This window comes from Serratia sp. OLAL2 (assembly GCF_002752475.1).
In the GTDB taxonomy this organism is placed as follows: Bacteria; Pseudomonadota; Gammaproteobacteria; order Enterobacterales; family Enterobacteriaceae; genus Serratia; species Serratia bockelmannii.
In genome coordinates this window covers 106356-132428 of record NZ_MSTL01000021.1, presented here as the reverse complement: position 1 = coordinate 132428, position 26073 = coordinate 106356, and the positions used below count along the sequence as shown (strand labels likewise).

At 60.0% G+C, this 26073-nt stretch carries 22 protein-coding genes; 14 read left to right on the top strand and 8 right to left on the bottom strand.

Going from position 1 to position 26073, the window contains the following annotated elements; all coding sequences use genetic code 11:
- Position 1: 1 nt before the first annotated feature.
- From BVU99_RS23875 to BVU99_RS23850, 5 genes are all read left to right on the top strand, one after another.
- Positions 2-622 carry a YfgM family protein gene (locus tag BVU99_RS23875; protein WP_025303908.1) on the top strand — a complete coding sequence of 207 codons (621 nt, stop codon included), beginning with the start codon at positions 2-4 and terminating at the stop codon, positions 620-622.
- 11 nt (positions 623-633) lie between these two features.
- Positions 634-1815, top strand: coding sequence for an outer membrane protein assembly factor BamB (gene bamB / locus BVU99_RS23870; RefSeq protein ID WP_025303907.1), 1182 nt, complete (start codon positions 634-636; stop codon positions 1813-1815).
- Between the two features lie 255 nt (positions 1816-2070).
- Positions 2071-3561, top strand: coding sequence for a ribosome biogenesis GTPase Der (gene der, locus BVU99_RS23860; RefSeq protein ID WP_004941442.1), 1491 nt, complete (start codon positions 2071-2073; stop codon positions 3559-3561).
- Positions 3562-3660: 99 nt separating this feature from the next.
- Positions 3661-4617, top strand: coding sequence for an AEC family transporter (locus tag BVU99_RS23855; RefSeq protein ID WP_033648913.1), 957 nt, complete (start codon positions 3661-3663; stop codon positions 4615-4617).
- 13 nt (positions 4618-4630) lie between these two features.
- Entirely contained in the window at positions 4631-4852 is a 222-nt protein-coding gene (locus BVU99_RS23850) for a zinc ribbon domain-containing protein (protein ID WP_004941446.1), read from the top strand.
- 4 nt (positions 4853-4856) lie between these two features.
- Here BVU99_RS23850 and BVU99_RS23845 read toward each other — a convergent pair whose 3' ends face one another.
- The 3 genes from BVU99_RS23845 to BVU99_RS23835 form a co-directional block, all read right to left on the bottom strand.
- On the bottom strand, positions 4857-5198 hold the full coding sequence (locus BVU99_RS23845; protein WP_016929750.1) for a protealysin inhibitor emfourin: 342 nt from the start codon (positions 5196-5198) through the stop codon (positions 4857-4859).
- Complete coding sequence (locus BVU99_RS23840) at positions 5198-6223, bottom strand: M4 family metallopeptidase (RefSeq protein ID WP_033644087.1); 1026 nt, start codon at positions 6221-6223, stop codon at positions 5198-5200. The genes BVU99_RS23845 and BVU99_RS23840 overlap by 1 nt, the downstream gene beginning before the upstream one ends.
- A gap of 62 nt (positions 6224-6285) precedes the next feature.
- A complete protein-coding gene (locus tag BVU99_RS23835; RefSeq protein WP_089181215.1) occupies positions 6286-7368 on the bottom strand; it encodes a LacI family DNA-binding transcriptional regulator in 1083 nt (360 codons plus the stop codon).
- Between the two features lie 359 nt (positions 7369-7727).
- Here BVU99_RS23835 and BVU99_RS23830 point away from each other — a divergent pair, with 359 nt between their 5' ends.
- Both BVU99_RS23830 and BVU99_RS23825 read left to right on the top strand, forming a co-directional pair.
- Positions 7728-9038, top strand: coding sequence for an MFS transporter (locus BVU99_RS23830; RefSeq protein ID WP_099816858.1), 1311 nt, complete (start codon positions 7728-7730; stop codon positions 9036-9038).
- 11 nt (positions 9039-9049) lie between these two features.
- The gene (locus BVU99_RS23825; protein WP_099816857.1) at positions 9050-11416 is read left to right on the top strand and encodes a glycoside hydrolase family 31 protein; all 2367 of its coding nucleotides are present in this window, start codon (positions 9050-9052) and stop codon (positions 11414-11416) included.
- A gap of 5 nt (positions 11417-11421) precedes the next feature.
- On the opposite strand, the gene xseA is transcribed toward BVU99_RS23825, so the two are convergent.
- Positions 11422-12798, bottom strand: a complete 1377-nt coding sequence (xseA, locus tag BVU99_RS23820; RefSeq protein ID WP_055312720.1) for an exodeoxyribonuclease VII large subunit — start codon at positions 12796-12798, stop codon at positions 11422-11424.
- A 170-nt stretch (positions 12799-12968) separates the two neighbouring features.
- Here xseA and guaB point away from each other — a divergent pair, with 170 nt between their 5' ends.
- Positions 12969-14432, top strand: coding sequence for an IMP dehydrogenase (gene guaB / locus BVU99_RS23810; protein ID WP_038629838.1), 1464 nt, complete (start codon positions 12969-12971; stop codon positions 14430-14432).
- Positions 14433-14534: 102 nt separating this feature from the next.
- Positions 14535-16112: a glutamine-hydrolyzing GMP synthase gene (gene guaA, locus BVU99_RS23805; RefSeq protein WP_025303899.1), complete on the top strand. Its 1578-nt coding sequence runs from the start codon at positions 14535-14537 to the stop codon at positions 16110-16112.
- A gap of 272 nt (positions 16113-16384) precedes the next feature.
- On the opposite strand, the gene BVU99_RS23800 is transcribed toward guaA, so the two are convergent.
- Complete coding sequence (locus BVU99_RS23800; protein WP_089196169.1) at positions 16385-16747, bottom strand: helix-turn-helix domain-containing protein; 363 nt, start codon at positions 16745-16747, stop codon at positions 16385-16387.
- 122 nt (positions 16748-16869) lie between these two features.
- Between BVU99_RS23800 and BVU99_RS23795 the strand changes: the two genes are divergently transcribed.
- Entirely contained in the window at positions 16870-17703 is an 834-nt protein-coding gene (locus BVU99_RS23795) for an enoyl-CoA hydratase/isomerase family protein (protein ID WP_099816856.1), read from the top strand.
- A 14-nt stretch (positions 17704-17717) separates the two neighbouring features.
- Here the strand turns inward: BVU99_RS23795 and BVU99_RS23790 are convergent, their stop codons facing one another.
- Together BVU99_RS23790 and BVU99_RS23785 are read right to left on the bottom strand one after the other, a co-directional pair.
- Positions 17718-19499, bottom strand: a complete 1782-nt coding sequence (locus BVU99_RS23790) for a hybrid sensor histidine kinase/response regulator (protein WP_025303893.1) — start codon at positions 19497-19499, stop codon at positions 17718-17720.
- The gene (locus tag BVU99_RS23785; protein ID WP_049204885.1) at positions 19496-20128 is read right to left on the bottom strand and encodes a response regulator transcription factor; all 633 of its coding nucleotides are present in this window, start codon (positions 20126-20128) and stop codon (positions 19496-19498) included. Before BVU99_RS23785 ends, BVU99_RS23790 begins: the two co-directional genes overlap by 4 nt.
- 175 nt (positions 20129-20303) lie before the next feature.
- On the opposite strand from BVU99_RS23785, the gene BVU99_RS23780 reads away from it, so the two are divergent.
- Both BVU99_RS23780 and BVU99_RS23775 read left to right on the top strand, forming a co-directional pair.
- Positions 20304-20618: a hypothetical protein gene (locus BVU99_RS23780; RefSeq protein ID WP_025303891.1), complete on the top strand. Its 315-nt coding sequence runs from the start codon at positions 20304-20306 to the stop codon at positions 20616-20618.
- A gap of 195 nt (positions 20619-20813) precedes the next feature.
- Positions 20814-23861: an autotransporter outer membrane beta-barrel domain-containing protein gene (locus tag BVU99_RS23775; RefSeq protein ID WP_099816855.1), complete on the top strand. Its 3048-nt coding sequence runs from the start codon at positions 20814-20816 to the stop codon at positions 23859-23861.
- 142 nt (positions 23862-24003) lie between these two features.
- Here BVU99_RS23775 and rluF read toward each other — a convergent pair whose 3' ends face one another.
- Complete coding sequence (gene rluF / locus BVU99_RS23770) at positions 24004-24873, bottom strand: 23S rRNA pseudouridine(2604) synthase RluF (protein WP_099816854.1); 870 nt, start codon at positions 24871-24873, stop codon at positions 24004-24006.
- 273 nt (positions 24874-25146) lie between these two features.
- Between rluF and BVU99_RS23765 the strand changes: the two genes are divergently transcribed.
- Together BVU99_RS23765 and BVU99_RS23760 are read left to right on the top strand one after the other, a co-directional pair.
- The gene (locus tag BVU99_RS23765; protein ID WP_072022355.1) at positions 25147-25680 is read left to right on the top strand and encodes a type IV secretion protein Rhs; all 534 of its coding nucleotides are present in this window, start codon (positions 25147-25149) and stop codon (positions 25678-25680) included.
- Positions 25681-25687: 7 nt separating this feature from the next.
- Positions 25688-26068, top strand: a complete 381-nt coding sequence (locus BVU99_RS23760; protein ID WP_033648952.1) for a putative T6SS immunity periplasmic lipoprotein — start codon at positions 25688-25690, stop codon at positions 26066-26068.
- Positions 26069-26073 lie beyond the last annotated feature (5 nt).

Below are 26073 nucleotides of genomic sequence, written 5' to 3'. Positions count from 1 at the left end.
CGTGGAAGTCTATACCACTGAAAACGAACAAGTCGACGCACTGCGTCGGTTCTTTGTCGAGAACGGCAAAGCGCTGGCGGTGGGCGTGGTGCTCGGAATTGGTGCCCTGGTTGGCTGGCGTTACTGGCAGAGCCATGAAAACTCCAACATGATGGCGGCATCGCAATCCTATCAGGAAGCCAGCGATCGTCTGGCGGCCGGCAAGCCGGATGACGTGGCTGCCGCAGAGAAATTTGTCCAGGCTAACGGCAACAGCTACGGCGTACTGGCCGCGCTGCAGTTGGCCAAGCACTTTGTCGAACAGAATGATTTCGCCAAGGCGGAACAGCAGCTGGTGCTGGCGCAGGGCCAGACCAAAGACGACAACCTGTTGGCGATGATCGACCTGCGTCTGGCGCGTGTCCAGCTGCAGGAGAAAAAGCTGGATGAAGCGCTGAAAACGCTGGATGGCGTGAAAGGCGAAGGCTGGGCGGCGATGATGCAGGATGTGCGCGGCGATGTATTGCTGGCCAAGGGCGACGCCAAGGGCGCGCGCGAAGCTTACAGCAAAGGCATTGAGTCCAATGCTTCTCAGGCGCTGCAGGTTCTGCTGCGCATGAAATTGAATAACTTGTCCAGCTAAGGGGAATTCCCATGCAATTGCGTAAAACACTCTTGGTCGGACTGGTTTCCGCTGCCTTGCTGAGTGGTTGCTCGCTGTTTAACAGCGAAGAAGACGTGGTTACCATGTCGCCGTTGCCGAAAGTTGAAAATCAGTTCACGCCGAGCAAGGCGTGGAGCACCTCGGTGGGCGACGGCATCGGTGAGTATTACTCCCACCTGCGTCCGGCCTATCAGGACAGCACCATTTACGCCGCCGATCGCTTTGGCATCGTGAAAGCGATGGACGCCGACAGCGGCAACGAGAAGTGGAAGGTCAACCTCTCCGAGAAGACCGGCTTCTTCTCCAGCAACCTGTCTGCGCTGCTGTCGGGCGGCCTGACGGTTGCGGGCGACAAGGTTTACGTCGGCAGCGAAAAAGCGGTGGTTTACGCATTGAACACCGCCGACGGCGCCATCGCCTGGCAGACCAAAGTGGCCGGCGAAGCTATTTCACGTCCGGTTATCAGCGACGGCATGGTGTTGGTGCACACCTCCAACGGCATGCTGCAGGCGCTGAACGAAGCCGACGGCGCGGTGAAGTGGACGGTTAACCTGGACATGCCTTCGCTGTCGCTGCGCGGTGAATCCGCGCCGGCCGTCGCCTTTGGCGCCGCCATCGTCGGCGGTGACAACGGCCGCGTCAGCGCCGTGCTGATGCAGCAGGGCCAACTGATCTGGCAACAGCGCATTTCTCAGCCGAGCGGCGCGACCGAAATCGATCGCCTGAACGACGTGGACACCACGCCGGTAATCGTTGACGGCGTGGTCTACGCGCTGGGTTACAACGGCAACCTGACGGCGCTGGATCTGCGTTCCGGTCAGATCATCTGGAAACGCGAGCTGGGTTCGGTGAATGATTTCATCGTCGACGCGGGCCGCATCTACCTGATCGACCAGAACGATCGCGTGGTGGCGCTCAGCACCGAAGGCGGCGTGACCGTGTGGACGCAAAGCGATCTGCTGCACCGCAACCTGACGCCGCCGGTGATGTATAATGGTTATCTGGTGACCGGTGACGCCGAAGGCTATCTGCACTGGGTCAACACCACCGATGGCCGTTTTGTCGCCCAGCAGGAAGTGGACAGCTCCGGCTTCCTGTCTGCGCCGATGGTGGCCGGCGACAAGCTGGTCATCCAGGCTCGCGGCGGGAAAGTTTACGCTTTCACCCGCTAACGCCGCTCGTCGTGATCCTTCTTGCGCCCGAAAGATTTCGGGTTGCAGCCAGGCGGCAAGCGCATGAGTCCTCGGGAGCTTAGTGAGCTAAGTGACCGAGGCGAAGGTGCGCAGACAACGCCGCTGTGGCGCGAAAGATGAAGGGGAAAACGGCTCCTGAATGTTCAGGGGCCGTTTCGTATTTTATAAGCTGCACCGCTGGTGTCTATCCACAGTGCAGTAACGCATTGATTATTAAGTAATGAGGCTTCAACAATGATACCTGTCGTCGCGCTGGTCGGGCGCCCGAATGTGGGTAAATCCACCTTGTTCAACCGTTTAACCCATACGCGTGATGCGCTGGTGGCGGATTTCCCGGGGCTGACGCGTGACCGCAAGTATGGTCGTGCTGAAATCGAAGGCAATGAATTCATCATCGTCGATACCGGTGGCATCGACGGCACCGAAGACGGCGTCGAAACGCGCATGGCCGGTCAGTCGCTGCTGGCGATCGAAGAAGCGGACATCGTGCTGTTCATGGTCGACGCCCGCGCCGGCCTGATGCCGGCGGATCAGGGCATCGCCCAGCACCTGCGCAGCCGCCAAAAGGCGACCTTCCTGGTGGCCAACAAGACCGACGGTCTGGATCCGGACACCGCCACCGCCGATTTCTACTCGCTCGGCCTGGGTGAAGTGTTCGCTATCGCCGCTTCTCACGGCCGTGGCGTGACCCAGCTGATTGAACACGTGCTGGTGCCGTTCGTGCCGGAAAAACCGGAAGACGTCGAGCTGACCGAGGAAGAGGCCAACGCCGCTTACTGGGCCGAGCAAAACGGTGAAACGCTGGAAGGCGAAGAAGACGAAGAGCCGGAAGAAGCGTTCAACCCGCAGGATCTGCCGATCAAACTGGCGATCGTCGGCCGCCCGAACGTCGGTAAGTCTACGCTCACTAACCGTATCCTCGGCGAGGAGCGCGTGGTGGTGTATGACATGCCGGGCACTACCCGCGACAGCATCTACATTCCGATGGTGCGCGACGAACGCGAATATGTGCTGATCGACACCGCCGGGGTGCGTAAACGCGGCAAGGTGACTGAAACCGTCGAGAAGTTCTCGGTGATCAAGACCCTGCAGGCGATTGAAGACGCCAACGTGGTGCTGCTGGTGATCGACGCGCGTGAAGGCATCTCCGATCAGGATCTCTCGCTGCTCGGCTTTATCCTCAACAGTGGGCGCTCACTGGTGATTGCGGTCAACAAGTGGGACGGCATGAGCGAAGAAGATCGCGAGCACGTGAAAGAGATGCTCGATCTGCGTCTGGGCTTCGTCGACTTCGCGCGCGTGCACTTTATTTCCGCCCTGCACGGCAGCGGTGTCGGCAACCTGTTCGAATCGGTACAGGAAGCCTACGAGTGCGCAACCCGTCGCGTAAACACCTCGATGCTGACCAAAATCATGCAGATGGCGGTTGACGATCACCAGCCGCCGTTGGTGCGCGGCCGCCGCGTGAAGCTGAAATATGCCCACGCCGGCGGTTACAACCCGCCGATCGTGGTGATCCACGGCAACCAGGTCAGCGATCTGGCCGATTCGTACAAGCGCTATCTGATGAACTACTTCCGCCGCTCGCTGAACGTGATGGGGACGCCGATCCGCATCCAGTTCAAAGAGGGTGACAACCCGTTCGCCGGCAAACGCAACCTGCTGACGCCGACCCAGATGCGTAAGCGCAAGCGCCTGATGAGCCACCTGAAAAAGAGCAAGTAATTGCTCATGAGGGGCGCGGCAGTGATGCCGCGCCCCTTTTTTATTGGCCCGAAATCGTTTTATTATCTGAAGATTACCTCGCCTGCCTGAAGGAACACCATGTCCTGGGAAACCTGGAGTTTTGCGTTTAACGTCACCGTGCCGAATCTGCTGATGATGCTGCTGGGGATCCTGCTGCGCCATTGGCGCCTGATGGATGACCGTTTCGTCGACGGCGCGACCCGCCTGGTGTTCAATTTGGCGCTGCCGTGCCTGCTGTTTTTCAGCATCGCCACCAACCACCCGCAGCTGCTCGGCAACCTGCCGCTGGTGCTGTTCGGCGCGGTCGGCACGCTGGCGACCTTCCTGCTCTTGGAGCTGGCGGCCAAGTGGCTGGTGAAAGAACCGCGTGAGCGCGGGGTGTTCGTGCAGGGCGGCTTCCGCGCCAATACCGCCATCGTCGGCCTGGCCTACGCCATGACCGCCTATGGCAGCGAAGGCATTGCGCTCGCCTCGCTGTACCTGACGGTGACGGTGATCCTGTTCAACATACTGTCGGTTATCACCCTCACGCGCAGCCTACAGGGTGGGCAGGGCAAGAAAATCAGCCACCTGTCGCTGCTGCGCAGCATCGTTACCAACCCGCTGATCATCGGCCTGGTGTGCGGGCTGCTGTATGCGCAAACCGGGCTGGGCATCCCGACCGTGATCCGCCAGACCGGCAGCTATATCTCCGCGCTGTCGCTGCCGCTGGCACTGCTGTGCACCGGCGCCAGCCTGGATTTTCGCGCCATGTTCCGCTCGTCCAACGTGGCGGCGCTGTCGTCGGCGGCCAAGCTGTTTCTGGTGCCGTGCCTGATGACGCTGGCCGGCTGGCTGTGCGGGTTTCAGGGTGCGGCGCTGGGCATTATCTTCCTGTTTTCCGCCACGCCGACCGCTTCGGGCAGCTATGTGATGACGCGCGCCATGGGCGGCAACGCCACGCTGGCGGCCAACATTATCGCCATTACCACCGTCGGTTCGTTCTTCACCACCGCGTTGGGGATCTATTTCTTGCGCTCATGGGGCGCGATTTAACCTGGGAGCCGTTATGGATGCGCATTGTCCGCACTGTCGTCAGACCATGAATTGGGTAGCGGGTCACTACCATTGTGCCGCCTGTCAGCGCGATTATCGGCAGCTGGCGAGCTGCCCGGAGTGCGGGCAGCCGCTGCAAGAGTTGAAGGCCTGCGGGGCGGTGGATTACCTGTGCCAGAACGGGCACGGGCTGATCTCCAAAAAACGGGTGAATTTCAGCTATCAGCCGCTGTAAGCCCTCACTCATCCACCTGGCCGGTTTTCCACAAATCCACCAGCGCCTGCGGCGCGCTGCTTTCCGGGATTAACAGCACGATCTCGGTGCTCAGGGTGGGGCTGGTGTAGTTGATCTGTACGCGGTAGTAGCGCTGGTCGCCGCAGCCGGGGGAGTTGGGTTGGCCCTCTTCCTGGGCGTACGGCAGCGTCTGATTCAGCAACTGATTCAGGCGCTGCCGTTGCTCCGGCGTGATATCGGCCAGCGCAATGCGGCGCTGGCCCGCCAGTTTGGGAATGTAGGCGAAGCCTCCCTCGCGCGCCAGCTCAATGACCGTATCCTGATTGAGCGTCGGCAGCGGTTTCATTACTCCACCCCCACCTGATGCCAGGCCTGCTGCACCTTGTCCGCCACGCTTTGATCGAAACGCGCCTGCGCGTGTTTCACCGTGGCGCGGGCGAAGGTGGCGAAGTCGGCGTTTTGCGGCAGCGCTTTGTCGCACACCGTGTCATACCACACGTAGCCGGCTTTTTCCCAGGCGAAGCCACCCAGCGCGGTTGCCGCCAGGTAGAACGCGCGGTTGGGAATGCCGGAGTTGAGGTGCACGCCGCCGTTGTCTTCCTTGGTCTGGATGTAATCCTTCATGCTGGCGGGCTGCGGGTCTTTGCCCAGCAGCGGGTCGTCGTAGGCAGTGCCGGGTGCCGACATCGAGCGCAGCCCTTTGCCTTTGATGCCCTTGGCGAGCAGACCGGCGCCGATCAGCCAGTCGGCTTTATCGGCGGTTTGCTGCAGGTGGAATTGCTTGACCAACGAACCGAACACGTCAGACAGCGATTCGTTGAGCGCGCCGGACTGCTGGTAGTAGATCAGCCCAGCCTCGCTCTCGGTCACGCCGTGCGCCAGCTCGTGGCCGACCACGTCGATGGCGATGGTGAAACGGTTGAAGATCTCGCCGTCGCCGTCGCCGAACACCATCTGCTGGCCGTTCCAGAAAGCGTTCTGGTACTCCTTGCCGTAGTGCACGCTGCCGACTAGCGGCAGCCCTTTATTATCCAGCGAATTGCGCCGGTAGGCCTGCCAGAAGAAATCGTAGGTGACGCCGAGATAGTCGTAGGCCTCGTCCACCGCCACGTCGTGGTTGCTGGGCTGGCCCTCCTTGCGCACTTGTTTGCCGGGCAGTTGGGTGCCGTTCTGGGCGTCGTAGATATCGCGGAGCGCTTCGCCGGCTCGGGCGTTTTTCTCGGTCGGTGAACGCAGCGGCTTGTTGCCGAGTAGGCTTTGCACGTGGTTCAGGGTGTGCAGCGCGCAGTCGCGCTGCGGGGCGTTACCGTGTTCAATGATGCGGCGCAGCATGTAGGGAGGAATGACGGAACGCATGCGCTGGGCTGGCATAGTGGCTCTCCTTAGGCAAAAAATTTACCTCATCGAATGAATGCACTGAGCCTAAGTGTAGCCTACTCGTCATAAAGCCTGTGGTCATGCGTGCTCACCGCCGGCGCGGTCTTGTGCGGGCTGATGCGCCGCACCGAGGCGCGTACCGCCAGCCGGCCGTGCAGCAACAGATTGCACGGCGGCGCGTCGGCGCGCAGCATGCGCCGCTGCAGCAGCTGGATCGCCTCGTAACCTAGTTCGTCGCGCGGCACCTGCACTGAGGTCAGCGGCACGTCGTGGATTTCCGCCAGGTTGAAGCCGTCGGTGCTCATCACCGAGACGTCGCCCGGCACGCTCAGCCCCCGCTTGTTGAGCGCCTTGACCGCCCCGACCGCCATGTAGTCGCCGCCGGCCAGGATCGCCGTCGGCAGCGGAGAGTGGCCGTGGAGGCCATCGAGATAGGTGGTCAGCGCCTGCTCGGCCTCTTCGCCGCCGAAGCCCGAGGTGGTGATCAGATGGCGGCCGTCGTCGAACGGCAAATGATGCCGGGCGTAGGCCTGTCGGATGCCCGCCAGCCGCAGTTCCATGGTGTGGCGGCGCAGACACTGCAGGTTGAGGATATGGCTGTGCCCCTGCTGAAACAGGTAGCTGGCGGAATAGTCGCCGATCAGCTGATGATCCGGCGAGACGCTGTCCAGCCGCATCTGCCGATCGCTGCAGTTGATCAGCACGCAGGGCTTGTGCAGATCGGCGGCCAGGGTGTGGATATGCTCGTCGTCGATGCCGATGATCAGCGCCGCTTCGGTGTGCGGGTCGCTCATCTTTTCCAGAAACAGCACGCCGTCGCTGTGTTGCTCTTCCAGCCCGCAGTAGCGGATGCGCACCTCGTGCTCCATCAGCGCGGCGGCGATACCCTGAATGACCTTGTAGTAGAAGATGTCGGTGCGTACGTCGAACGCGCGCTGCGGCGCGAACACCATCACGTTGTTCAGCATCAGCCGGCCGCTGGAAATACCCTGCAGAATGCCGTTTTGCTGCGCACAGTCCAGCACCTTGCGGCGCGCCTCGGCGCTGGTGTTGGCCTTGCCCGCCAGCACGCGGGAAACGGTGCTGATCGACAACCCGGTTTGGCGAGCGATCTCCTGAATTTTCAGCTTTCCGTTCATTCTGTGATCTCCTTCAAATTCGTCCATGAGAATATTTTCACCGCGGATTTTCAGCGTCTTGACCGGCTTTCATGCCCATTATGACTATTTTTTTACCCACCTGTGAAAATCTTTGCAAAAAACCCCGTTTCGCTGCGCGCTCTCGCTGAGTAGTCTGCATTGGTACACCAATTTTAGCGACCTGTCAGTCCAATTTTAACGGTGTGCGAAAAAGAAAACAAAAAATAAATCATGGGGTTGTGATTGTCTTTCGGCCAATGATACGGCGCCGACCCGCTTTCACCGTCCCGTGTTTGATAGCACAACGTACCCTACCAAAACGCGCGTCGCCGTAGCCGGCGGCCGCGGGGAGAGAACCGATGAGTGTGGAGATCAATCAGGCGGTCGCGCAGAGCGGCCGGCGCAAGTTCAAATCGCTGCGCTGGTGGATGCTGGCGCTGTTCTTGCTGGGCGTCACGGTCAACTACATCACCCGCAACTCGCTGGGCATTTTGGCGCCGGAGCTGAAAACCAGCCTGAACATGAGCACCGAGCAATATGCCTGGGTGGTGGCGTCGTTCCAGCTGGCCTACACGGTGTTTCAGCCGATCTGCGGCTGGCTGATCGACGTTATCGGCCTGAAGATGGGCTTTCTGATCTGCGCCGGCATTTGGGCGGTGGTATGCATGTTGCACGCCGGCGCCGGCAGCTGGCTGCAACTGGCCATTCTGCGCTTCTTCATGGGGGGCGCGGAGGCGGCGGCCACCCCGGCCAACGCCAAGGCGATCTCCGATTGGTTCCCGAAGAAGGAGCGGCCGATCGCTGCCGGCTGGGCGGGCGTCGGTTTCTCCATCGGCGCCATGCTGGCCCCGCCGATCATCGTCATCGCTCACGTCTCCTTCGGCTGGCAAGGCGCCTTCCTGTTCTCCGGCGGGCTGGCGCTGATCTGGGTGGTGCTGTGGTGGCTGTTCTACCACTCGCCGCAGCAGCACCCGAACCTCAGTCAGCAAGAGCTGGACCTGATCCGCGAAGACAACGAGCCGGTGTTGCCGAAGCTGCCGTTTCTCACCTCGCTGGCCAGCCTGTGCAAGAACAAGAAATTCTACGGCATCGCCATCCCGGCCTTTCTCGCCGAGCCGGCCTGGGCGGTCTTCAGCTTCTGGGTGCCGCTGTACCTGGCCACCGAACGCGGCATGGATCTGAAACAGATCGCGATGTTCGCCTGGCTGCCGTTCCTGGCGGCGGATATCGGCAGCGTCGCCAGCGGCTATCTCACCACCCTGTACCGCAAATGGTTCGGCTGCAGCCGCGTTAACTCGGTGGTCGCCAGCTCGGTGACCGGCGCTTTCCTGATGGTGTCGCTGGCGTTTGTCGCGATCACCCAAGATCCCTATGTGGCGATCGCGCTGATCTCGATCGGCGGATTCGGCCACCAGGTGATCTCCTGCATGCTCAGCGCCCTGGTGGTGGAATCGTTCGATAAGAATCAAATGGCGACGGTGAACGGCATGCGCGGCTCCAGCGCCTGGATCGCCAGTTTCCTGTTCACGCTCCTGATCGGCGCAGTATCCGACACCCTCGGCTTTAACCCGCTGTTTATCGCGATGGGCTTCTTCGATTTGATCGGCGCCCTGTTCCTGATTGCCCTGATCGCCGAGCGCGGCGGTAAGAAAACCCCTTCACACAGCTAAGTGGAATATTTATGAAAACCTTGAAAAATTGGACGTTGGCGGCGCAGCATGCCGACCACGTCGAGCTGCTGGTCGATGAACGCCACCGTTTCTGCCTGTACGTGCTGGAAGACGGTCTGTTCCGCGTGTTGATCAAACGTGAGGGCGGGCTGGCGCTGGATCGCACCTGGAGCATCGCGCCGCAGGAGGATGTGCCCTGGGAGGGGCGCGATCGGCTCAGCGTCGCCGGTTTCAGCCTGCCGGGCTATCAGCTGCGCCGGGAGGGCGATCGGCTGGTGGTCAGCACGCCGCGGCTGCGCGTGACGGTGCATCAGCCGCTGTGGCTGGCGTGGGAGTATTGCAATGCCGACGGCGAGTGGCGGCCGCTGGCGTCGGATCGGCCAACCAGCGCCTACCTGCTCAATGCGCACGGCGACGGCGTGGCGCATTACCAGCGGCGTTTCGCCGATGAGCGCTATTACGGCCTGGGGGAGAAGGCCGGCGATCTGGAACGCACCGGCCGCCGCTTTGAGATGCGCAATCTGGACGCCATGGGCTACAACGCCGCCAGCACCGATCCGCTGTACAAGCACATTCCGTTTACCATCACCCGCGGGCCGGAGGCGAGCTTCGGCCTGTTCTACGATAACCTGAGCAGCTGCTGGCTGGATCTGGGCAACGAGATAGACAACTACCACGCGGCCTACCGCCGCTATCAGGCCGAAGCGGGCGATCTGGATTACTACCTGTTCCTCGGGCCGAAGGTTTTGGACGTCACCAAGGCCTTCGTGCGCCTGACCGGCCGCACCCACTTCGGGCCGAAGTGGAGCCTGGGCTACAGCGGTTCGACCATGCACTACACCGACGCGCCGGACGCCCAGCAGCAGCTGCAGCAGTTCATTGCGCTGTGCCGTCAACACGCCATTCCCTGCGACTCTTTCCAGCTGTCGTCGGGCTACACCTCGATCAACAACAAGCGCTACGTGTTCAACTGGAACTACGACAAGGTGCCGCAGCCCAAGCTGCTCAGCCAGGCGTTTCACGACGCCGGCCTCAGACTGGCGGCCAACATCAAGCCGTGCCTGCTGCAGGATCACCCACAGTATCAGGCGGTGGCGGCACAGGGGCTGTTTATCCGCGATTCGCAAAGCGACGCGCCCGAGCGCTCCAGCTTCTGGGACGACGAAGGATCGCACCTCGACTTCACTAACCCGGCGGCGGTGCGCTGGTGGCAGCAGGGCGTCACACAGCAGCTGCTGGAGATGGGCATCGACTCGACCTGGAACGACAACAACGAGTACGAAGTGTGGGACGGCGAAGCGCGCTGCCACGGCTTCGGGCGGCCGATCGCCATCAAGCACATCCGCCCGGTGATGCCGCTGCTGATGATGCGCGCCTCGATGGAGGCCCAGCAGCGCTTCGCGCCGCAGAAGCGGCCGTACCTGATCTCGCGCTCCGGCTGCGCCGGCATGCAGCGCTACGTGCAGACCTGGAGCGGCGACAACCGCACCAGCTGGCAGACGCTGCGCTATAACATCCGCATGGGGCTGGGCATGAGCCTGTCCGGGCTGTATAACCTCGGCCACGACGTCGGCGGCTTCTCCGGCGACAAACCGGACGCGGAGCTGCTGGTGCGCTGGGTGCAAAACGGCGTGATGCATCCGCGTTTCACTATCCACTCCTGGAACGACGACGCCACGGTCAACGAGCCCTGGATGTACCCGGCCGCCACCCCGGCGGTGCGCGAGGCGATCAATCTGCGTTACCGGCTGCTGCCGTATTTCTACACCCTGCTGTGGCAGGCCTGCGTTGACGACGAGCCGATGCTGCGCCCGACCTTCCTCGATCACGAACAGGATGCGCGCACCTTCGGCGAGAACGACGATTTTCTGATTGGCCGCGATCTGCTGGTGGCCAGCGTGGTGGAACCGGCGCAGCGCCGGCGTTCGGTGTATTTGCCGGACAACGGCGAAGGCTGGTACTGCTTCTACAGCGGCCAGTGGTTCGGCGGCGGCCAGACGGTAACGCTGGCGGCGCCGCTGGAGCGCCTGCCGTTGCTGGTGCGTGCCGGGGCGGCGCTGCCGCTGTCGCAGCGGCTGGCGCATGTGGACGTGGCCGCCGACGATCGGCGCGAGCTGCGGCTGTTTCCGCTCAAGGGCTGCGGTGCAAGCCGTGGGCTGCTGTTTGAGGACGACGGTGAAAGCGACGGCTGGCGGCAGGGCGATGCGCTGTGGCTGCGCTGGGAAATGCGCTGCGACAATCAGCGCATTATGCTGGATATCACGACGGAAGGGCATTTCCGCCCGGCTTGGCGCACGCTGACGCTCAGCCTGCCGGAAGGTGAAACGCGCGCGCTGTGGGTGAACGGCGAACCGGGCGAGCGTTTTACGCTGGAGTAGGAGGGTTACTCGGCCGCGCGCTTCTTGCGCGGCTTTTTGGCGACGGTGATGGTTTTCACCTCGCTTTCCACCCAGCCATCCTGCAGGCGGGTTTTCAGCAGTTCGCCGACCTGCGCCTGCTTGGTGGTTTTCAGCAGCTCGCCGCGCGGAGTTTGCGTCACGCTGTAGCCGCGCGCCAGCGTCGCCAACGGGCTGACGGTTTCCAGTTGGCTGCAGGCCACGCCGAAGCGCTGGCGGTAGGCGTTGAGCTGCCGCTCCATCGCCTGCTGCAGACGGTATTCCTGCTGCTGTACGCGCTGTTGGTAGCGGTGAATGCGGCCCTGCGGCTGCACCTGCGCCAGCCGCTGCTGGGCGCGTTCGCTGCGGCGGGCGGCCAGGCGCAGCTGTTGCTGCATGCCGTCTTCCATCCGGCGCTGCAGCTTGAACAGCAGCGTCTGCTGGCGCGCCAGGCGCAGATGCGGATGCTGCTGCTGTAAACGGTGGTGAATGCGGGTGAACTGCTGCTGGCGCTGCGCCAGATAGTAATCCATCGCCATCTCCAGCCGCTGCTGCTGCGACTGCAGCTGGCGCAACAGCTCAAGCTGATTGCGGCTGACCAGTTCGGCGGCGGCGGAAGGGGTCGGCGCGCGCAGATCGGCGACGAAGTCGGCGATGGTGACGTCGGTTTCATGGCCGACGGCGCTGACGATCGGAATGCGGCTGGCGAAGATCGCCCGCGCCACGCGTTCGTCGTTGAAGCTCCACAGATCTTCCAGCGAACCGCCGCCGCGGCCGACGATCAGCACGTCGCATTCATCGCGGCGGTTGGCGGTCTCGATGGCGCGCACGATTTGCATCGGCGCTTCCGCGCCCTGCACCGAGGTGGGGTAGATGACGATCGGCAGCGATGGATCGCGCCGCTGCAACACCTGCAGGATATCGTGCAGCGCCGCGCCGCTGGCGGAGGTGATCACCCCGACGCGTTTGGCCGGGGCGGGCAGCGGCTGCTTGAACTGCTGATCGAACAGCCCTTCGGCGCTCAGGCGCTGTTTCAGCTGCTCGAACTGTTGCTGCAGCAGGCCGTCGCCGGCGGGCTGCATGCTCTCGGCGATCAGCTGGTAGTCGCCGCGCGGTTCATACAGCGTGATGCTGGCGCGCACCAGGACCTGCTGGCCGTTTTGCGGCCGGAAGGTGACGCGGCGGTTGCTGTTGCGGAACATCGCGCAGCGCACCTGGGCGCGGTCGTCTTTCAGCGTGAAATACCAGTGGCCGGAGGCGGGCTGGGAGAGGTTGGAGATCTCGGCGGAGAGCCAAATCTGCCCCATTTCCATTTCCAGCAGTTGGCGAACCGTCTGATTGAGGCGGCTTACGGTAAAAATGGAAGGCGAAACAGGTAGCGACATGTGACCCAGATCAAATTTCAAAACAATCACTTAATTGGTCGATACTACATGGCTGAAAAAGGTAATCAAGACTTTTTGTAAGAAAGTGCTGGAGGCAACCGATTCCGCTCTGTATAATGCCGCGGCAATATTTTATCTTTTTCACAGCCCACCCTGGTGAGATATTGCCCATGCTACGTATCGCTAAAGAAGCTCTGACGTTTGACGACGTCCTCCTGGTTCCAGCCCACTCCACGGTTCTGCCTAACACCGCAGAGCTCGGCACTCAACTGACCAAAACCATCCGCCTGAACATCCCTATGCTGTCCGCAGCCATGGATACCGTGACCGAATCCGGCCTGGCCATCGCGCTGGCGCAGGAAGGCGGCCTGGGCTTCATCCACAAAAACATGTCCATCGAGCGCCAGGCTGAAGAAGTCAGCCGCGTGAAGAAGCATGAAAGCGGCGTAGTTACCGACCCGCAGACCGTTACCCCGTCCACCACGCTGCAGGAAGTGAAAGAGCTGACCGCGCGCAACGGCTTCGCCGGTTACCCGGTCGTTACCGAAGACAACGAGCTGGTCGGCATCATCACCGGCCGTGACGTGCGCTTCGTGACCGATTTGTCTCAGCCGGTGACTGCGGTGATGACGCCGAAAGATCGCCTGGTCACCGTGAAAGAAGGTGAAGCGCGCGACGTGGTGCTGCAGAAGATGCACGAAAAGCGCGTAGAAAAAGCGCTGGTGGTGGACGACAGCTTCCACCTGCTGGGCATGATCACCGTTAAAGACTTCCAGAAAGCGGAACGTAAGCCGAACGCCTGTAAAGACGAGCACGGCCGTCTGCGCGTGGGCGCGGCGGTCGGCGCCGGCGCCGGCAACGAAGAGCGCGTTGACGCGCTGGTGGCGGCAGGCGTTGACGTCCTGCTGATCGACTCCTCGCACGGCCACTCCGAAGGCGTGTTGCAGCGCATCCGCGAAACTCGCGCCAAATACCCGGATCTGCAGATCGTCGGCGGCAACGTCGCGACCGCAGCGGGCGCCAAAGCGCTGGCTGAAGCCGGCGTGAGCGCGGTGAAAGTGGGTATCGGCCCTGGCTCCATCTGCACCACCCGCATCGTGACCGGCGTGGGCGTACCGCAGATCACCGCCATCGCCGACGCGGTGGAAGCGCTGGAAGGCACCGGCATTCCGGTTATCGCCGACGGCGGCATCCGCTTCTCCGGCGACATCGCCAAAGCGATCGCCGCGGGCGCATCCTGCGTGATGGTCGGCTCCATGCTGGCGGGCACCGAAGAATCCCCGGGCGAAATCGAGCTGTATCAGGGCCGTTCGTTCAAATCTTACCGCGGCATGGGCTCGCTGGGCGCGATGTCCAAAGGCTCTTCCGACCGTTACTTCCAGACCGATAACGCCGCCGACAAACTGGTGCCGGAAGGTATCGAAGGCCGCGTGGCCTATAAAGGCATGCTGAAAGCCATCGTGCACCAGCAGATGGGCGGCTTGCGCTCCTGCATGGGCCTGACCGGCTGCGCCACCATCGACGATCTGCGCACCAAGGCGGAGTTCGTGCGCATCAGCGGCGCCGGCATTCAGGAAAGCCACGTGCACGACGTGACCATCACCAAAGAGTCGCCGAACTATCGCATGGGCTGATGCCTTAACCTCTCCTGAGTGAGAGGCCGGGGTGGGGCGCCAAGCCACATCCCGAAACACACATTTTCGCTCTTTTTCTCTTGTTGCTGGAATTCGCCTCACATGACACAAAATATCCATAAGCATCGCATCCTGATACTGGACTTCGGTTCGCAATACACTCAACTGGTCGCCCGCCGCGTGCGCGAAATCGGCGTTTACTGCGAACTGTGGGCCTGGGACGTTAGCGAAGAGCAGATCCGCGAATTCAACCCAAGCGGCATCATCCTGTCCGGCGGCCCGGAAAGCACCACCGAAGCCGGCAGCCCGCGCGCCCCTGACTACGTGTTCAACGCCGGCGTGCCGGTGCTGGGCGTGTGCTACGGCATGCAGACCATGGCGATGCAGCTGGGTGGCCATGTGCAGGGTTCCAACGAACGCGAGTTCGGCTACGCGCAGGTGGAAATCGTCAAAGAGAGCGCGCTGCTGCGCGACATCGAAGACGCTATCAGCCCGGCCGGCAAACCGCTGCTGGACGTGTGGATGAGCCACGGCGACAAAGTGACCGCGATCCCGTCCGACTTCGTGACCATCGCCAGCACCGATACCTGCCCGTTCGCTATTATGGCCAACGAAGAAAAACGCTTCTACGGCGTGCAGTTCCACCCGGAAGTGACCCACACCCGCCAGGGCCAGCGCATGCTGGAGCGCTTCGTACTGGACATCTGCCAGTGTGAAGCCCTGTGGACGCCAGCCACCATCATCGAAGATGCGGTCGAGCGCATCCGCGAGCAGGTGGGTGAAGACCACGTGATCCTCGGCCTGTCCGGCGGCGTCGACTCCTCCGTGACCGCGATGCTGCTGCACCGGGCCATCGGCAAACGCCTGACCTGCGTGTTCGTCGACAACGGCCTGCTGCGCCTGAACGAAGCCAAGCAGGTGATGGAAATGTTCGGCGACCACTTCGGCCTGAACATCGTGCACGTTGAGGCGGAAAACCGCTTCCTGACCGCACTGGCGGGCGTGGACGAGCCGGAAGCCAAGCGTAAAATCATCGGCCGTGTGTTCGTTGAAGTGTTCGACGAAGAAGCCTGCAAGCAAGAGCAGGTGAAATGGCTGGCACAGGGCACCATCTACCCGGACGTGATCGAATCCGCCGCTTCCGCCACCGGCAAAGCGCACGTGATCAAATCGCACCACAACGTGGGCGGCCTGCCGAAAGAGATGAAGCTGGGCCTGGTCGAGCCGCTGAAAGAGCTGTTCAAAGACGAAGTGCGCAAGATCGGCCTGGAGCTGGGCCTGCCGTACGACATGCTGTTCCGTCACCCGTTCCCGGGCCCGGGTCTGGGCGTGCGCGTGCTGGGCGAAGTGAAGAAAGAGTACTGCGATCTGCTGCGCCGCGCCGATGCCATCTTCATCGAAGAGCTGCACAAAGCCGACCTGTACAACAAAGTCAGCCAGGCGTTCACCGTGTTCCTGCCGGTGCGTTCGGTCGGCGTGATGGGCGACGGCCGCAAATACGACTGGGTGGTCTCCCTGCGTGCGGTAGAAACCATCGACTTCATGACCGCGCACTGGGCGCACCTGCCGTATGACTTCCTCGGCCGCGTCTCCAACCGCATCATCAACGAAGTGGACGGCATTTCCCGCGTGGTGTACGACATCAGCGGCAAGCCGCCGGCGACGATCGAGTGGGAGTGATTTGACACTTCCCGCAGCCTGTTCGTAACTAGGCCGAAGTGACTGAAACCCTCTGTTTTTACAGAGGGTTTTTCTTTATATGACCAAACATTTTCTGCCTGATGCCAGCCATAAGTAAAGCCGAACATCGTTTGTGGTCTAAATATGGCCTATGTTCAGACCTTGGGATGATTGATAGCGCCTGGGGGCATGAAGAAAGTAGAGACCATCGGTTACGTTAAAAAGAACGCGGCCATGCTCGATCTCTCTGAACCTATCTATGGGGGATCGCATCACTCGTCCTGCTCATCATACTTGCGTTGGCACTCCTGAATCGCCTCAATATTCCCCAGCGTCCAGTCGAACAGTACCGAGAACGGCCCCTGCAGGGATTTGCCGAGCGGCGTCAGCGAATACTCGACGCCAAGCACCCGCCCGTCCAACACTTTGCGATGCACCATGCCGTTGCGTTCCAGCTTGCGTAGCGTCTGGGTCAGCACGCGTTGCGTGACGCCATCCAAACGGCGCTTGATGGCGTTGAAGCGCTGCGGCTCGCGCAGCACTTCCAGCACCATCATGGACCATTTATCGGCAATCTGATCGAGCACGATGCGGCTTGGGCAGTCGGCGCGGTAAACAAGGTCGGTCGTATCCATCGGTATCCTCCTGCATCCCTGGGATGCTTAAGGTGCGTAATTGACGCCAGGTATGCAAAGTATACCATTCGACACACGGCGCGAAAAACCCGCACTTGTACCCCAGGTAAAAGGACATTGAGATGACAGATACAGATTTCAGCAAACTTAGGCTGTCTCATACGCACGGCGTGATGACGATCGCTATCGATAACCCACCGGTAAACGTACTCGATGTGGCGCTGATGTCGGAAATCAGCCGTTTATTGCTCGCGGTGCGTGACGATCCGGATACGCGGGTGTTGGTGTTCCAGAGCGCGAACCCAGCGTTCTTTATTGCTCACGTCGACATGACCTTGATCGATGAGCCGCACGCTTTCGACGAACTGGCGAGCAACGCGCCGGAGGGGCTAAATCCGTTCCAGGCGTTTGGCGAGCTGCTGCGTAGCCAGCCGCAGGTCACTCTCGTTAAGCTGGCCGGGCTGGCGCGCGGCGGTGGCGCCGAGTTTGTGGCGGCGGCCGATATGGCTTTCGCGGCACGGGAAGCGGCGGGGCTGGCCCAGTGCGAGGCCTTGATGGGCATTACGCCCGGCGGCGGTGCGACGCAGTATCTGACGAGCCGAATGACGCGCGGCCGCGCTCTGGAAGTGATCCTGGGCGCCGATCTCATCGATGCCGCTACCGCAGAACGCTACGGCTGGATTAACCGCGCCTTGCCTGCCGCCGAGCTGGATGATTTCGTCGAGCGGTTAGCGCGCAATATCGCGGCATTGCCTGCGGGGGTGATTGCGGCGGCCAAACAGGCGATGCCTGCACCGGATCTGCAGGCCGGTTTTTATCGCGAGCACGACGCCTGGGCGGGATTGTTCGCACGCCCGGCCGCGGAGCGGTTGATCCGCGGTGGGCTGAAAGCCGGTGCGCAAACCCCGGAGGGGGAGCGCAACCTTGAAGGCCTGCTGCGGCATCTTGCCCGCTAAGGCACCGCCTCGCGCTAGCCCGCCCCCCACTGCGTCAGCAGCGCATGCAGCTTGGCCGGCTCCAGCGGCTTGCGCAGCACCAGATAGCCTTCCTGCTCGGCCTCTTGCAATATCTGTGAGTTGAACTCGCCGCTGACCATCGCGCCGCTCACGTCCGGCAGGCGCTCGAACAGCGCTTTCAGGATGTCGAAACCGCTCTCGCCGGAGCGCAGGCGCTGGTCGCACAGCACGGCGAACGGCGTAAAACCGTCCTCGACAATGGCGAAGGCCTCCTCGGCGGAAGCCGCGCAGCGCACGGTGATGCCCCAGGTGCTCATCAGGCTCTCCCAGGCGGAGGTCACCAAGGGATCGTCGTCCACCACCAGGCAGGCGCCGCGCAGCGGCGCATAGCGGATAGGCGTGGCGGTGTTGTCGTAGGCGGCCGCGGTGTCCGGCGCTTTGTCTTCGCCGCTGTATTGCGTGAAGCGCATCCAGAAGCGCGAACCTTTGCCTTCGACGGAGTGCATGCCGTACTTCACTTTCATCAGTTTGGCGCAGCGCGCCACCACCGCCAGCCCCAGCCCGTGGCCGGCGCTGTCGATTTTCCACGCCAGTTCAGGGCGGTAGTAAGGGGAGAAGATTTTGCTTTTCTCTTCGTCGGCGATGCCCACGCCGGTGTCCCACACTTCCACCAGGCACTCGGGGCCGCGTGGGCGGATGGCGATCAACACGCCGCCCTGTTGCGTATAGCGCAGGGCGTTTTGGATCAGGTTGATCAGCGATTGCCGCACCAGCAGCGGATCGCCCATCACGCTGATACGCCGTCTAGGCCGCCAGGTGCGCAGCGCCAGGGCGCGGCTGTTGGCCTCTTCGCGGAACAGGGTGACCACCGAGTCGAGCAGGGCGCCGATATCCACATGGGTGGCGGCGGTGCGCACGTTGCCGGATTCGATCTTGCTGAGATCGAGCAGTGAATTGAACATCAAATGCACCGAACGCACGCTTTGTTGCAGATCCAGCAGCTGCGGCGTCAGGCTGTCGTCCCGGTTTTTGTGGATGATGGCTTCGATCAGAAAACCCATGGCGTGCACCGGCTGGCGCAGATCGTGGCTGGCGGTGGTCAGGAACTGGTTCTTGTCCAACAGCGCCTGTTCCGCCTCTTCTTTAGCCTGGCGGAACTGCTCCGCCAGGCGCGAGCTTTGTTCTTCGAGCAGCGCCTGCTGGATAAAGAACGCATGCGAGGTTAATGCGTGGCGGTAAATGGCGAAGCCGTACAGCAAGTTCAGCATCAGTACGATGAACATCACGTCTTCCAGCCGCCAGATGATGCCGAGGTTCAGCAGCCCCCAGGAGGCGAAGAAAAAGCGGGTAAAGGTGCTGATGACGGGCGTCAGGTGCGTTGCATTGGCGGCGACGATCGCAGCGATGCTGATATTGAGCAGCAGAAAAAAGTCAAAGTTATGGGTCTGTGGGGTAATTAAATAGAGTGATGAGATCCCCAACCCGTGAATAAACGCCACCTTATTAATGCGCGGCAGCCAGCGGCGCAGCACGGTGTCTTCATCATTTTCTTTGGCCTCATGCAGATAGCGACGATGTCCTATTCGGATCGCCACGGCGCATAGCAGGTAAACGATGATCCAGGTAATGGTTGGGCCGAGTTCATCACCCAGCAAATAAATCCAGATGGCGAACGGAATGCCGACGAAGGGCACGGCGGTGAAGCTGAACACCAGCCGCATGAAGGTGTTGTCCAGCAGGCGGATCTGTGCGCGTGGGGAGATGCCATCATTTTGTAAATGCTGGAAAAACCTCATGACGACGGATCCCGTTTGCCGTGCAACAGCGTGATAGCTTCCACCCGGCTGTTGACGCCGATCTTTTTCAATATATTGCTGATATGCTCTTTGACGGTGGGTTCTGAAATAGACAGTTGCGTCGCAATTCTTTTATTTGGCAGGCCGCGCAGCATCATAGTTAATACGTCTAATTGCCTCGGCGTTAAATTGAATTTATTTAAATGGTCATGGTTGTTTTTAATGGCGGCTTCATTGCCTTCCGGGAACCATTCCTGATTGTTATTCAGCGCAAAAACCGCCCTGGCGAATAATTCTGGCGGTTCATTTTTTAACACGAACCCATGCCCGCCGGCATTGTGCACTTTCTGCCAGATATCGTTATTCTCGTCGCCGCTGACCACCAAAATCCGCACCTGCGGATAACGTTGTTTTACTTCTTTGAGTAATTTCAACGCCGTACCGGAAGAGAGCCAAAAATCAATCACCAGTAAACGCGGTGGGCCATTTTCCCTAATATGGCGGTAGCAATTCTCTTCATTGGTCACCACATGCGCCTGTTTGAATCGGCAATGCGTGCTGAGAAAATTGGCGATGCCGCTTGCTACCAATGGATGGTCATCAACGACCAACGCATAATCCTGCCCCAAAGGATTCTCCTTTCGCCTTCAAATATCAGATAGGTCTGATGAATTATTATCAACCCTCCCTACTTTAGGAGGGTTTTTTCGTTTAGGAAAGGGAAATATATTATTCGAGGATTTGGATAAGAGAAAACATAAAGCCAATCGGTAATTTTAACTGATTGGTTATAAAGGATAATTTATGAAGAAACCACTTATCGCTTTAACCGTTACGATGATGATAGCCGGTTGTTCCACCCTGAAAACCGATCAGGCCATTCCATTACTGCAGGCGGAAACCGCCAAAATGCTGGGCCTGGGCTCATCGGACGAAATTACCGTGACCAATGTCAATGGCGCACAGCCAGATGCGCTGGGCGGCCAAAAACTTTCTTATCGCGCCACCACGGAAAAAGGCCGTATTTTTGATTGCTCGTCGCTGATGATGCCGGGAATTTTAGGTTCGTCGCCGTCGCTGAGCGCGCCGACCTGTACGCCGGTGGTCACGCATAAATAATTCGCTTCGGGGGCGGTATTGCCGCTTCCTGGTTTTCCATCGTCGGAGCGTCAGCGCCGGGGGGCAATAAGCTTTTGCTTCGACGATCACTAAACCGGCGTGCGCGAAATAACGCCTCACACCTCCTCTAGTGTATTGAGTTTTCCTATAACAATAAATTTCGCGACATCACGCTAACGAGTACGGAGATAGCCCGTGAATGACAAGACATCGCACCCTTTAGCGGTTAGTACACCGCTTTCCAAACTTTACCTCGCTCTATTTTCTGCGCCGCTGTTGATGCTGGCGCCCGCCGATATCGCTCGCGCAGACGATGCCATTTTTGACGGCGACTCAAAAATTACCGAATCATTGGCCTACACCGGGGACGTTTACGTCGGCCGCAATCAAAGCGGCAATCTGCTGATCGAGAATGGCAAGATCAGCGCCTATAACATCAATATTGGCCGGATGTTCAACGGCCAAATTCATGAGAGCGTAGTCACGGTCCGCGGGCCGAACGCCGAGCTGAACGCGGTGAACGATCAGTTCGTGCTGCGTGGCGGCCTGAATCTGGGGCGGGGCACCTTGCGGGTTGAAGACGGTGCGCTGGCCAGCGCGAAAGAGATCGTGGTCGGCACCACCCGTGGCTATGACAGCCACCTTATCGCCACCGGCGCCGGTTCTCGCGTCACCAGCAATTTTCTCAGCGTCGGCACCGATTTAGGGGCACGATCCACGCTGGCGATTGAAGACGGCGCGGTGCTGAATACCGCCTTTGACGCAAGCATCGGCAATGGCAGCGGGCCGGGCGAGAGCGATATGCTGAGCCCGAAAGCCACGGTCACGGGGGCTAATTCCCAATGGAACGTCGGCCGTGCGCTCACGCTTTACGGCGATCTGGACGTGCTGAACGGCGGCGCGGTCAACGTCGGTAATATTCAGGTGGCGGGCGTCTCCGGCGCGCGTAAAACCGCCGAGCTGACGATCGCCGGCAGCGGCTCACGGTTTACCAGCGGCAGCAGCGTCAACGTCGGCGATTACGGCAATGGCGTGTTGGCGGTCATGGACGGCGGGACATTCTCCGCCGGCGGCAACGAAGTGGTGCTGGGCAAGACCGGTTCCGGTTCTAACCGCGGCGCGCTGATTATCGGCAGCCGCGGCAACATGGATACCGGCACCGGGTTGACCGAGCCGACGCTCGGCGCGGCGGGCGCTGCAGGCACTATCGATGCCCAGACGGCGATCGCCCTGCGGGGCGGATTGTTCCGCAGCTATGTGTACTTTAACCATACCGACGGCAATTACGTTTTCAGCAACAAGATGAGCGGCGAAGGCGAGGTGATCAACACCGCCGGGCACACGACGCTGAACGGCGATCTCACTGGCCTGCAGGCAAACGTCACCGCGCGCGGCGGTAAGCTCATCATCGCCAGCGACATCAATACCCAGAAAGAAGACGACATTTTCGAGATCCAAACCCTCAGCGCCGAAAACGGCGGCACGCTGATCCTCAATGCGACGGCGGGTTCCGACGTCAATAACGGGCAGGGCTACAGCAGCGCCGCGTCGATCAAGGCCGGCGGCACGCTGGGCGGTAATGGCACGCTGGGCCAGACCGAGATCCTGTCCGGCGGCCATATCTCGCCCGGCGACGGCAATATCGGCACGCTGACGCTGAAACGCTACCTGAACTTTATCGGCGAATCCTTCTATGACGTCGATATCGCCGGCGACGGCCGCAGCGATCAACTGCTGGTGGCGGGCAAAACCACCATCAGCGATCAGGCCAAGGTGCAGGTTACGGCGCTGGATCCGCAAACCAGCTATAAAACCGGCCAAAGCTACCGCATTCTGACCTCGGACGGCGGCATTGACGGCCAGTTCGCGTCGGCGGTTTCCAAGTCCGCCTTCCTCGATGTGGCGTTGAACCACAGCGCCAACGCCGTGGATCTGACCATCGCGCAGAAAGACACGGGCGGTGAAAACCCTGGCGGCGAGAACCCGGGTGGGGAAAACCCAGGCGGTGAGAATCCAGGGGGCGAGAATCCGGGCGGGGAAAACCCAGGGGGCGAGAATCCGGGCGGAGAAAACCCAGGCGGTGAAAATCCGGGGGGCGAGAATCCAGGCAGCGGCAAACCGGGCATTTTCCAAACGGTGGCCGAGAGCGGCAACCAGTGGAATACCGCTGGCGCGCTCTCGACGCTGGCGCAGAGCGGCCCTTCGCTGGCGCTGTATAACTCGCTGCTGCTGCTGAGCGCGCCGGAAGCGCGCGAGGCGTTCAATCAGCTGTCCGGTGAAGTCTATCCGTCGATGCAGTCTAACCTGATCGCCGGCAGCACCCAGCTGTTCAACGTGCTGAACCAGCGCATGCTGCGCCTGTTCGACAATGACAGCCTGCCGATACCGCCGTTGGCGATGTCGCTGGTGCAACCGGCGCAGGCGCAAAACAGCGGCGTTTGGGGGCAAACCTTCAGTTCCTGGGGCAAAAACAGCGGCAACGGCAACGTGGGCAAGCTGGATGGCAACACCACCGGCTTCCTGTTGGGCGCGGATCGCAAGCTGGCGGACCATAACGTGCGCATCGGCGGCTACTTTGGTTACAGCCGCGGCGACTACGACGTCGACAGCCGCCGTTCCAAGGCCGATACCGACAACTACCACCTCGGCCTGTATGCGGCGGGGCAGCAGGATGCGTTCTCGCTGCGCGGCGCGCTGGGTTACACCTGGCACAAGATTGAAGGCAAGCGCAACGTCGATTTCAGCGGCTTCTCGGATCGGCTGAAGTCGGATTATGACGCGAACTCGCTGCTGGCGTTCACCGAAGCGGGTTACCGTTTCGGCCAGCCGGAGATGAACGTCGAACCGTTCATCAACCTGAGCTACATCCGCCTGCATACCGACAGCTTCCAGGAGTCGGGTGGCGCGGCGGCGCTGAGCGTGCGCAATGAAACGATGAACACCTTCTACTCTACGCTCGGGGTGCGCGGCGTGACCGAACTGCCGAAGAACGTCAGCCTTTACGGCTCGCTCGGCTGGCAGCACGCCTACGGCGATAAGAACACTTCATCGCGCATGGCGTTTGCCGGCAGCGACGCGTTCGTCACGCAGGGCCAGGCCGTGGATGACAACGTGATGGTGGGCGATATCGGTGTGAGCGTGAAACTGTCGCACGCCGCGACGCTGGATGTCGGCTATCAGGGGCAATTTGGCGCCGATACTCGCGTTAATTCGGTCAACGCCAACCTGCGCTGGTCGTTCTGATTTTTTCCTCCAGACTTCTCTGGTACTTGCAGGCCCGCTTGATGCGGGCCTTTTTTATGGTGAGAACGCAGTGGCGGCCTGTGGCTGACTTTTATGATGAAAAAGCCCGCGCAAAGGCGGGCTGAGCGAGGGAGAAAGGGCGTTAACGCCCTTTTTTCTTGCGCCCTGGCTGGGTAAAGCGCTTGCGGCCGGCTGGCGCAGCGGCTTTGTCGGCGCCTTTCGGCCCGCCGGCGTTCGGTTTTTTCGCAGGGGCAGATTTGGCCGGGGCTTTCTTCGTCGGTTTAGCCTCGGACGAAGAGCCTTCAATCAGCTTGAACAGCTCAATCAGCTCGTCATCGGTCAGATCGCGCCACTCGCCCAGCGGCAACCCTTTCAGGCTGACGTTCATGATGCGCGTGCGTTCCAGCTTGGTGACCTCATAGCCGAAGTGTTCGCACATGCGGCGGATCTGGCGGTTCAGCCCCTGGACCAGCGTGATGCGGAACACGAACGGCGCCTCTTTCTTCACCTTGCACTTTTTGGTCACGGTGCCCAGCATCGGCACGCCGGCGCCCATGCTGCGAATAAACTCGTCGGTCACCGGCTTGTTGACCGTCACCAGATACTCTTTCTCATGATTGTTGCCGGCGCGCAGGATCTTGTTGACCAGGTCACCGTGGTTGGTCAGAAAGATCAGCCCCTGTGAATCCTTGTCCAAACGGCCGATCGGGAAGATGCGTTTGCTGTGGTTGACGAAGTCGGCGATGTTGTCGCGCTCGCCGTCTTCGGTGGTGGTGACGATGCCGACCGGTTTGTTCAGCGCGATCAGCACCAGATCTTCTTCATTGCGCGGTTCGATCAGCTGACCGTTAACCTTCACCACATCGCCGGCAAATACCTGAGCGCCAACGGTGGCGCGTTTACCGTTGATGAAAACGTTGCCCTGTTCGATGTATCGATCGGCGTCGCGGCGTGAGCAGATGCCACTCTCGCTAATGTATTTGTTCAGACGAATGGATGAGTTAGTCAGCATGGGATCTCCGTAAAACGCGGACTATACATTACCCGGATGACGCTGCGAAGCGAATCATGCAGGGGGGCTGGATAAGGGTATCCTGACCGCGGCTACTACAAAGGTATTTGCAATATGTTTTTTTCGTTTAATTAATTATAGAAAATCGATGAGGATTTTTCTGCAAATTATTCAGGTTATAAATGGATTGTGCCAAATTAAACCATTTAAGCGTTCATGTATAGATTCATTTTAGAAAAGCATTAGGATATTGATAAATTCAAGGAGGGATAAATGAACGCATTAGCCGAGGAAGGGACGTTACGACGTATGACCATGGGGGAAATTAAATTGGCTCGCCATATATATGGAAGCTCAATTATATATGGTCGTGTATGGATACACTGTGATAGCTATTTCCCGTTTGGCTTACAAAACAGAAGTTATGCCATGGCACCTAATGGCGAGTTATGGTTACGGAGGGAACTCTATAAAGACGATTTTTCTGATAACACGGTTTTGATAGAAGAAAAACATCTTTTCATCCATGAGTTGGGGCATGTATGGCAGCATCAGCATGGACAATGGGTAAGAATGCGTGGGTTGTTTAGTTGGGCGGCTGAGTACAACTATCGTCTTGATAAGAATAAAATTACTGATTACTCGCTGGAGCAACAAGCTTCGATTTTTGCTGATTACTGGCTGCTGTTGGTTTATGGTATTGAAACGTGGCGTTATTATCAACGTCCTGGACGAGTGGGCAAGTACAGGGGAACCGATAGTTTGCGTGACATTCATGCACTTTATCAAAAAATTATTAAGGGATGAGGGGAGCATGAAAAAATATTTGGTTCTATTCACGGCCTGCCTCCTGGTCGGCTGTCCGGGGCCTGGCGATAAGCTGACTCCGCGCTTCCCCGCCGTCGTCACTGCCAAAGATAACCATGTCTGCATTCTTTCTTCTATGAAGGCAGGGGATAATATTCGCTTCGTTCAGATTTATAGCGAATCAGGCGATAAGCTCATTAAAGCTATCGATAATGACGTTTTCTTCGTTGAGCCGGGGAGGTGCATGCCGGTATTCGACTATGCTTTTCGGCCAGGGAAGCGTTATTCCGTCGCCTACGATATACAGACACCCGAAGGTTCGCATTTGATTACCGCCGCATTCATGGTTGTCTCCGACGAACGGGGCAACCTGAGGGTTAACCATTAACGCAT

Excerpts from the sequence above, each read along its gene's own strand:
- bamB (WP_025303907.1), top strand. The coding sequence starts at position 634 with ATGCAATTGCGTAAAACACTCTTGGTCGGACTGGTTTCCGCTGCCTTG.
- der (WP_004941442.1), top strand. The coding sequence starts at position 2,071 with ATGATACCTGTCGTCGCGCTGGTCGGGCGCCCGAATGTGGGTAAATCC.
- BVU99_RS23855 (WP_033648913.1), top strand. The coding sequence starts at position 3,661 with ATGTCCTGGGAAACCTGGAGTTTTGCGTTTAACGTCACCGTGCCGAAT.
- BVU99_RS23850 (WP_004941446.1), top strand. The coding sequence starts at position 4,631 with ATGGATGCGCATTGTCCGCACTGTCGTCAGACCATGAATTGGGTAGCG.
- BVU99_RS23845 (WP_016929750.1), bottom strand. The coding sequence starts at position 5,198 with ATGAAACCGCTGCCGACGCTCAATCAGGATACGGTCATTGAGCTGGCG.
- BVU99_RS23840 (WP_033644087.1), bottom strand. The coding sequence starts at position 6,223 with ATGCCAGCCCAGCGCATGCGTTCCGTCATTCCTCCCTACATGCTGCGC.
- BVU99_RS23835 (WP_089181215.1), bottom strand. The coding sequence starts at position 7,368 with ATGAACGGAAAGCTGAAAATTCAGGAGATCGCTCGCCAAACCGGGTTG.
- BVU99_RS23830 (WP_099816858.1), top strand. The coding sequence starts at position 7,728 with ATGAGTGTGGAGATCAATCAGGCGGTCGCGCAGAGCGGCCGGCGCAAG.
- BVU99_RS23825 (WP_099816857.1), top strand. The coding sequence starts at position 9,050 with ATGAAAACCTTGAAAAATTGGACGTTGGCGGCGCAGCATGCCGACCAC.
- xseA (WP_055312720.1), bottom strand. The coding sequence starts at position 12,798 with ATGTCGCTACCTGTTTCGCCTTCCATTTTTACCGTAAGCCGCCTCAAT.
- guaB (WP_038629838.1), top strand. The coding sequence starts at position 12,969 with ATGCTACGTATCGCTAAAGAAGCTCTGACGTTTGACGACGTCCTCCTG.
- guaA (WP_025303899.1), top strand. The coding sequence starts at position 14,535 with ATGACACAAAATATCCATAAGCATCGCATCCTGATACTGGACTTCGGT.
- BVU99_RS23800 (WP_089196169.1), bottom strand. The coding sequence starts at position 16,747 with ATGGATACGACCGACCTTGTTTACCGCGCCGACTGCCCAAGCCGCATC.
- BVU99_RS23795 (WP_099816856.1), top strand. The coding sequence starts at position 16,870 with ATGACAGATACAGATTTCAGCAAACTTAGGCTGTCTCATACGCACGGC.
- BVU99_RS23790 (WP_025303893.1), bottom strand. The coding sequence starts at position 19,499 with ATGAGGTTTTTCCAGCATTTACAAAATGATGGCATCTCCCCACGCGCA.
- BVU99_RS23780 (WP_025303891.1), top strand. The coding sequence starts at position 20,304 with ATGAAGAAACCACTTATCGCTTTAACCGTTACGATGATGATAGCCGGT.
- rluF (WP_099816854.1), bottom strand. The coding sequence starts at position 24,873 with ATGCTGACTAACTCATCCATTCGTCTGAACAAATACATTAGCGAGAGT.
- BVU99_RS23765 (WP_072022355.1), top strand. The coding sequence starts at position 25,147 with ATGAACGCATTAGCCGAGGAAGGGACGTTACGACGTATGACCATGGGG.
- BVU99_RS23760 (WP_033648952.1), top strand. The coding sequence starts at position 25,688 with ATGAAAAAATATTTGGTTCTATTCACGGCCTGCCTCCTGGTCGGCTGT.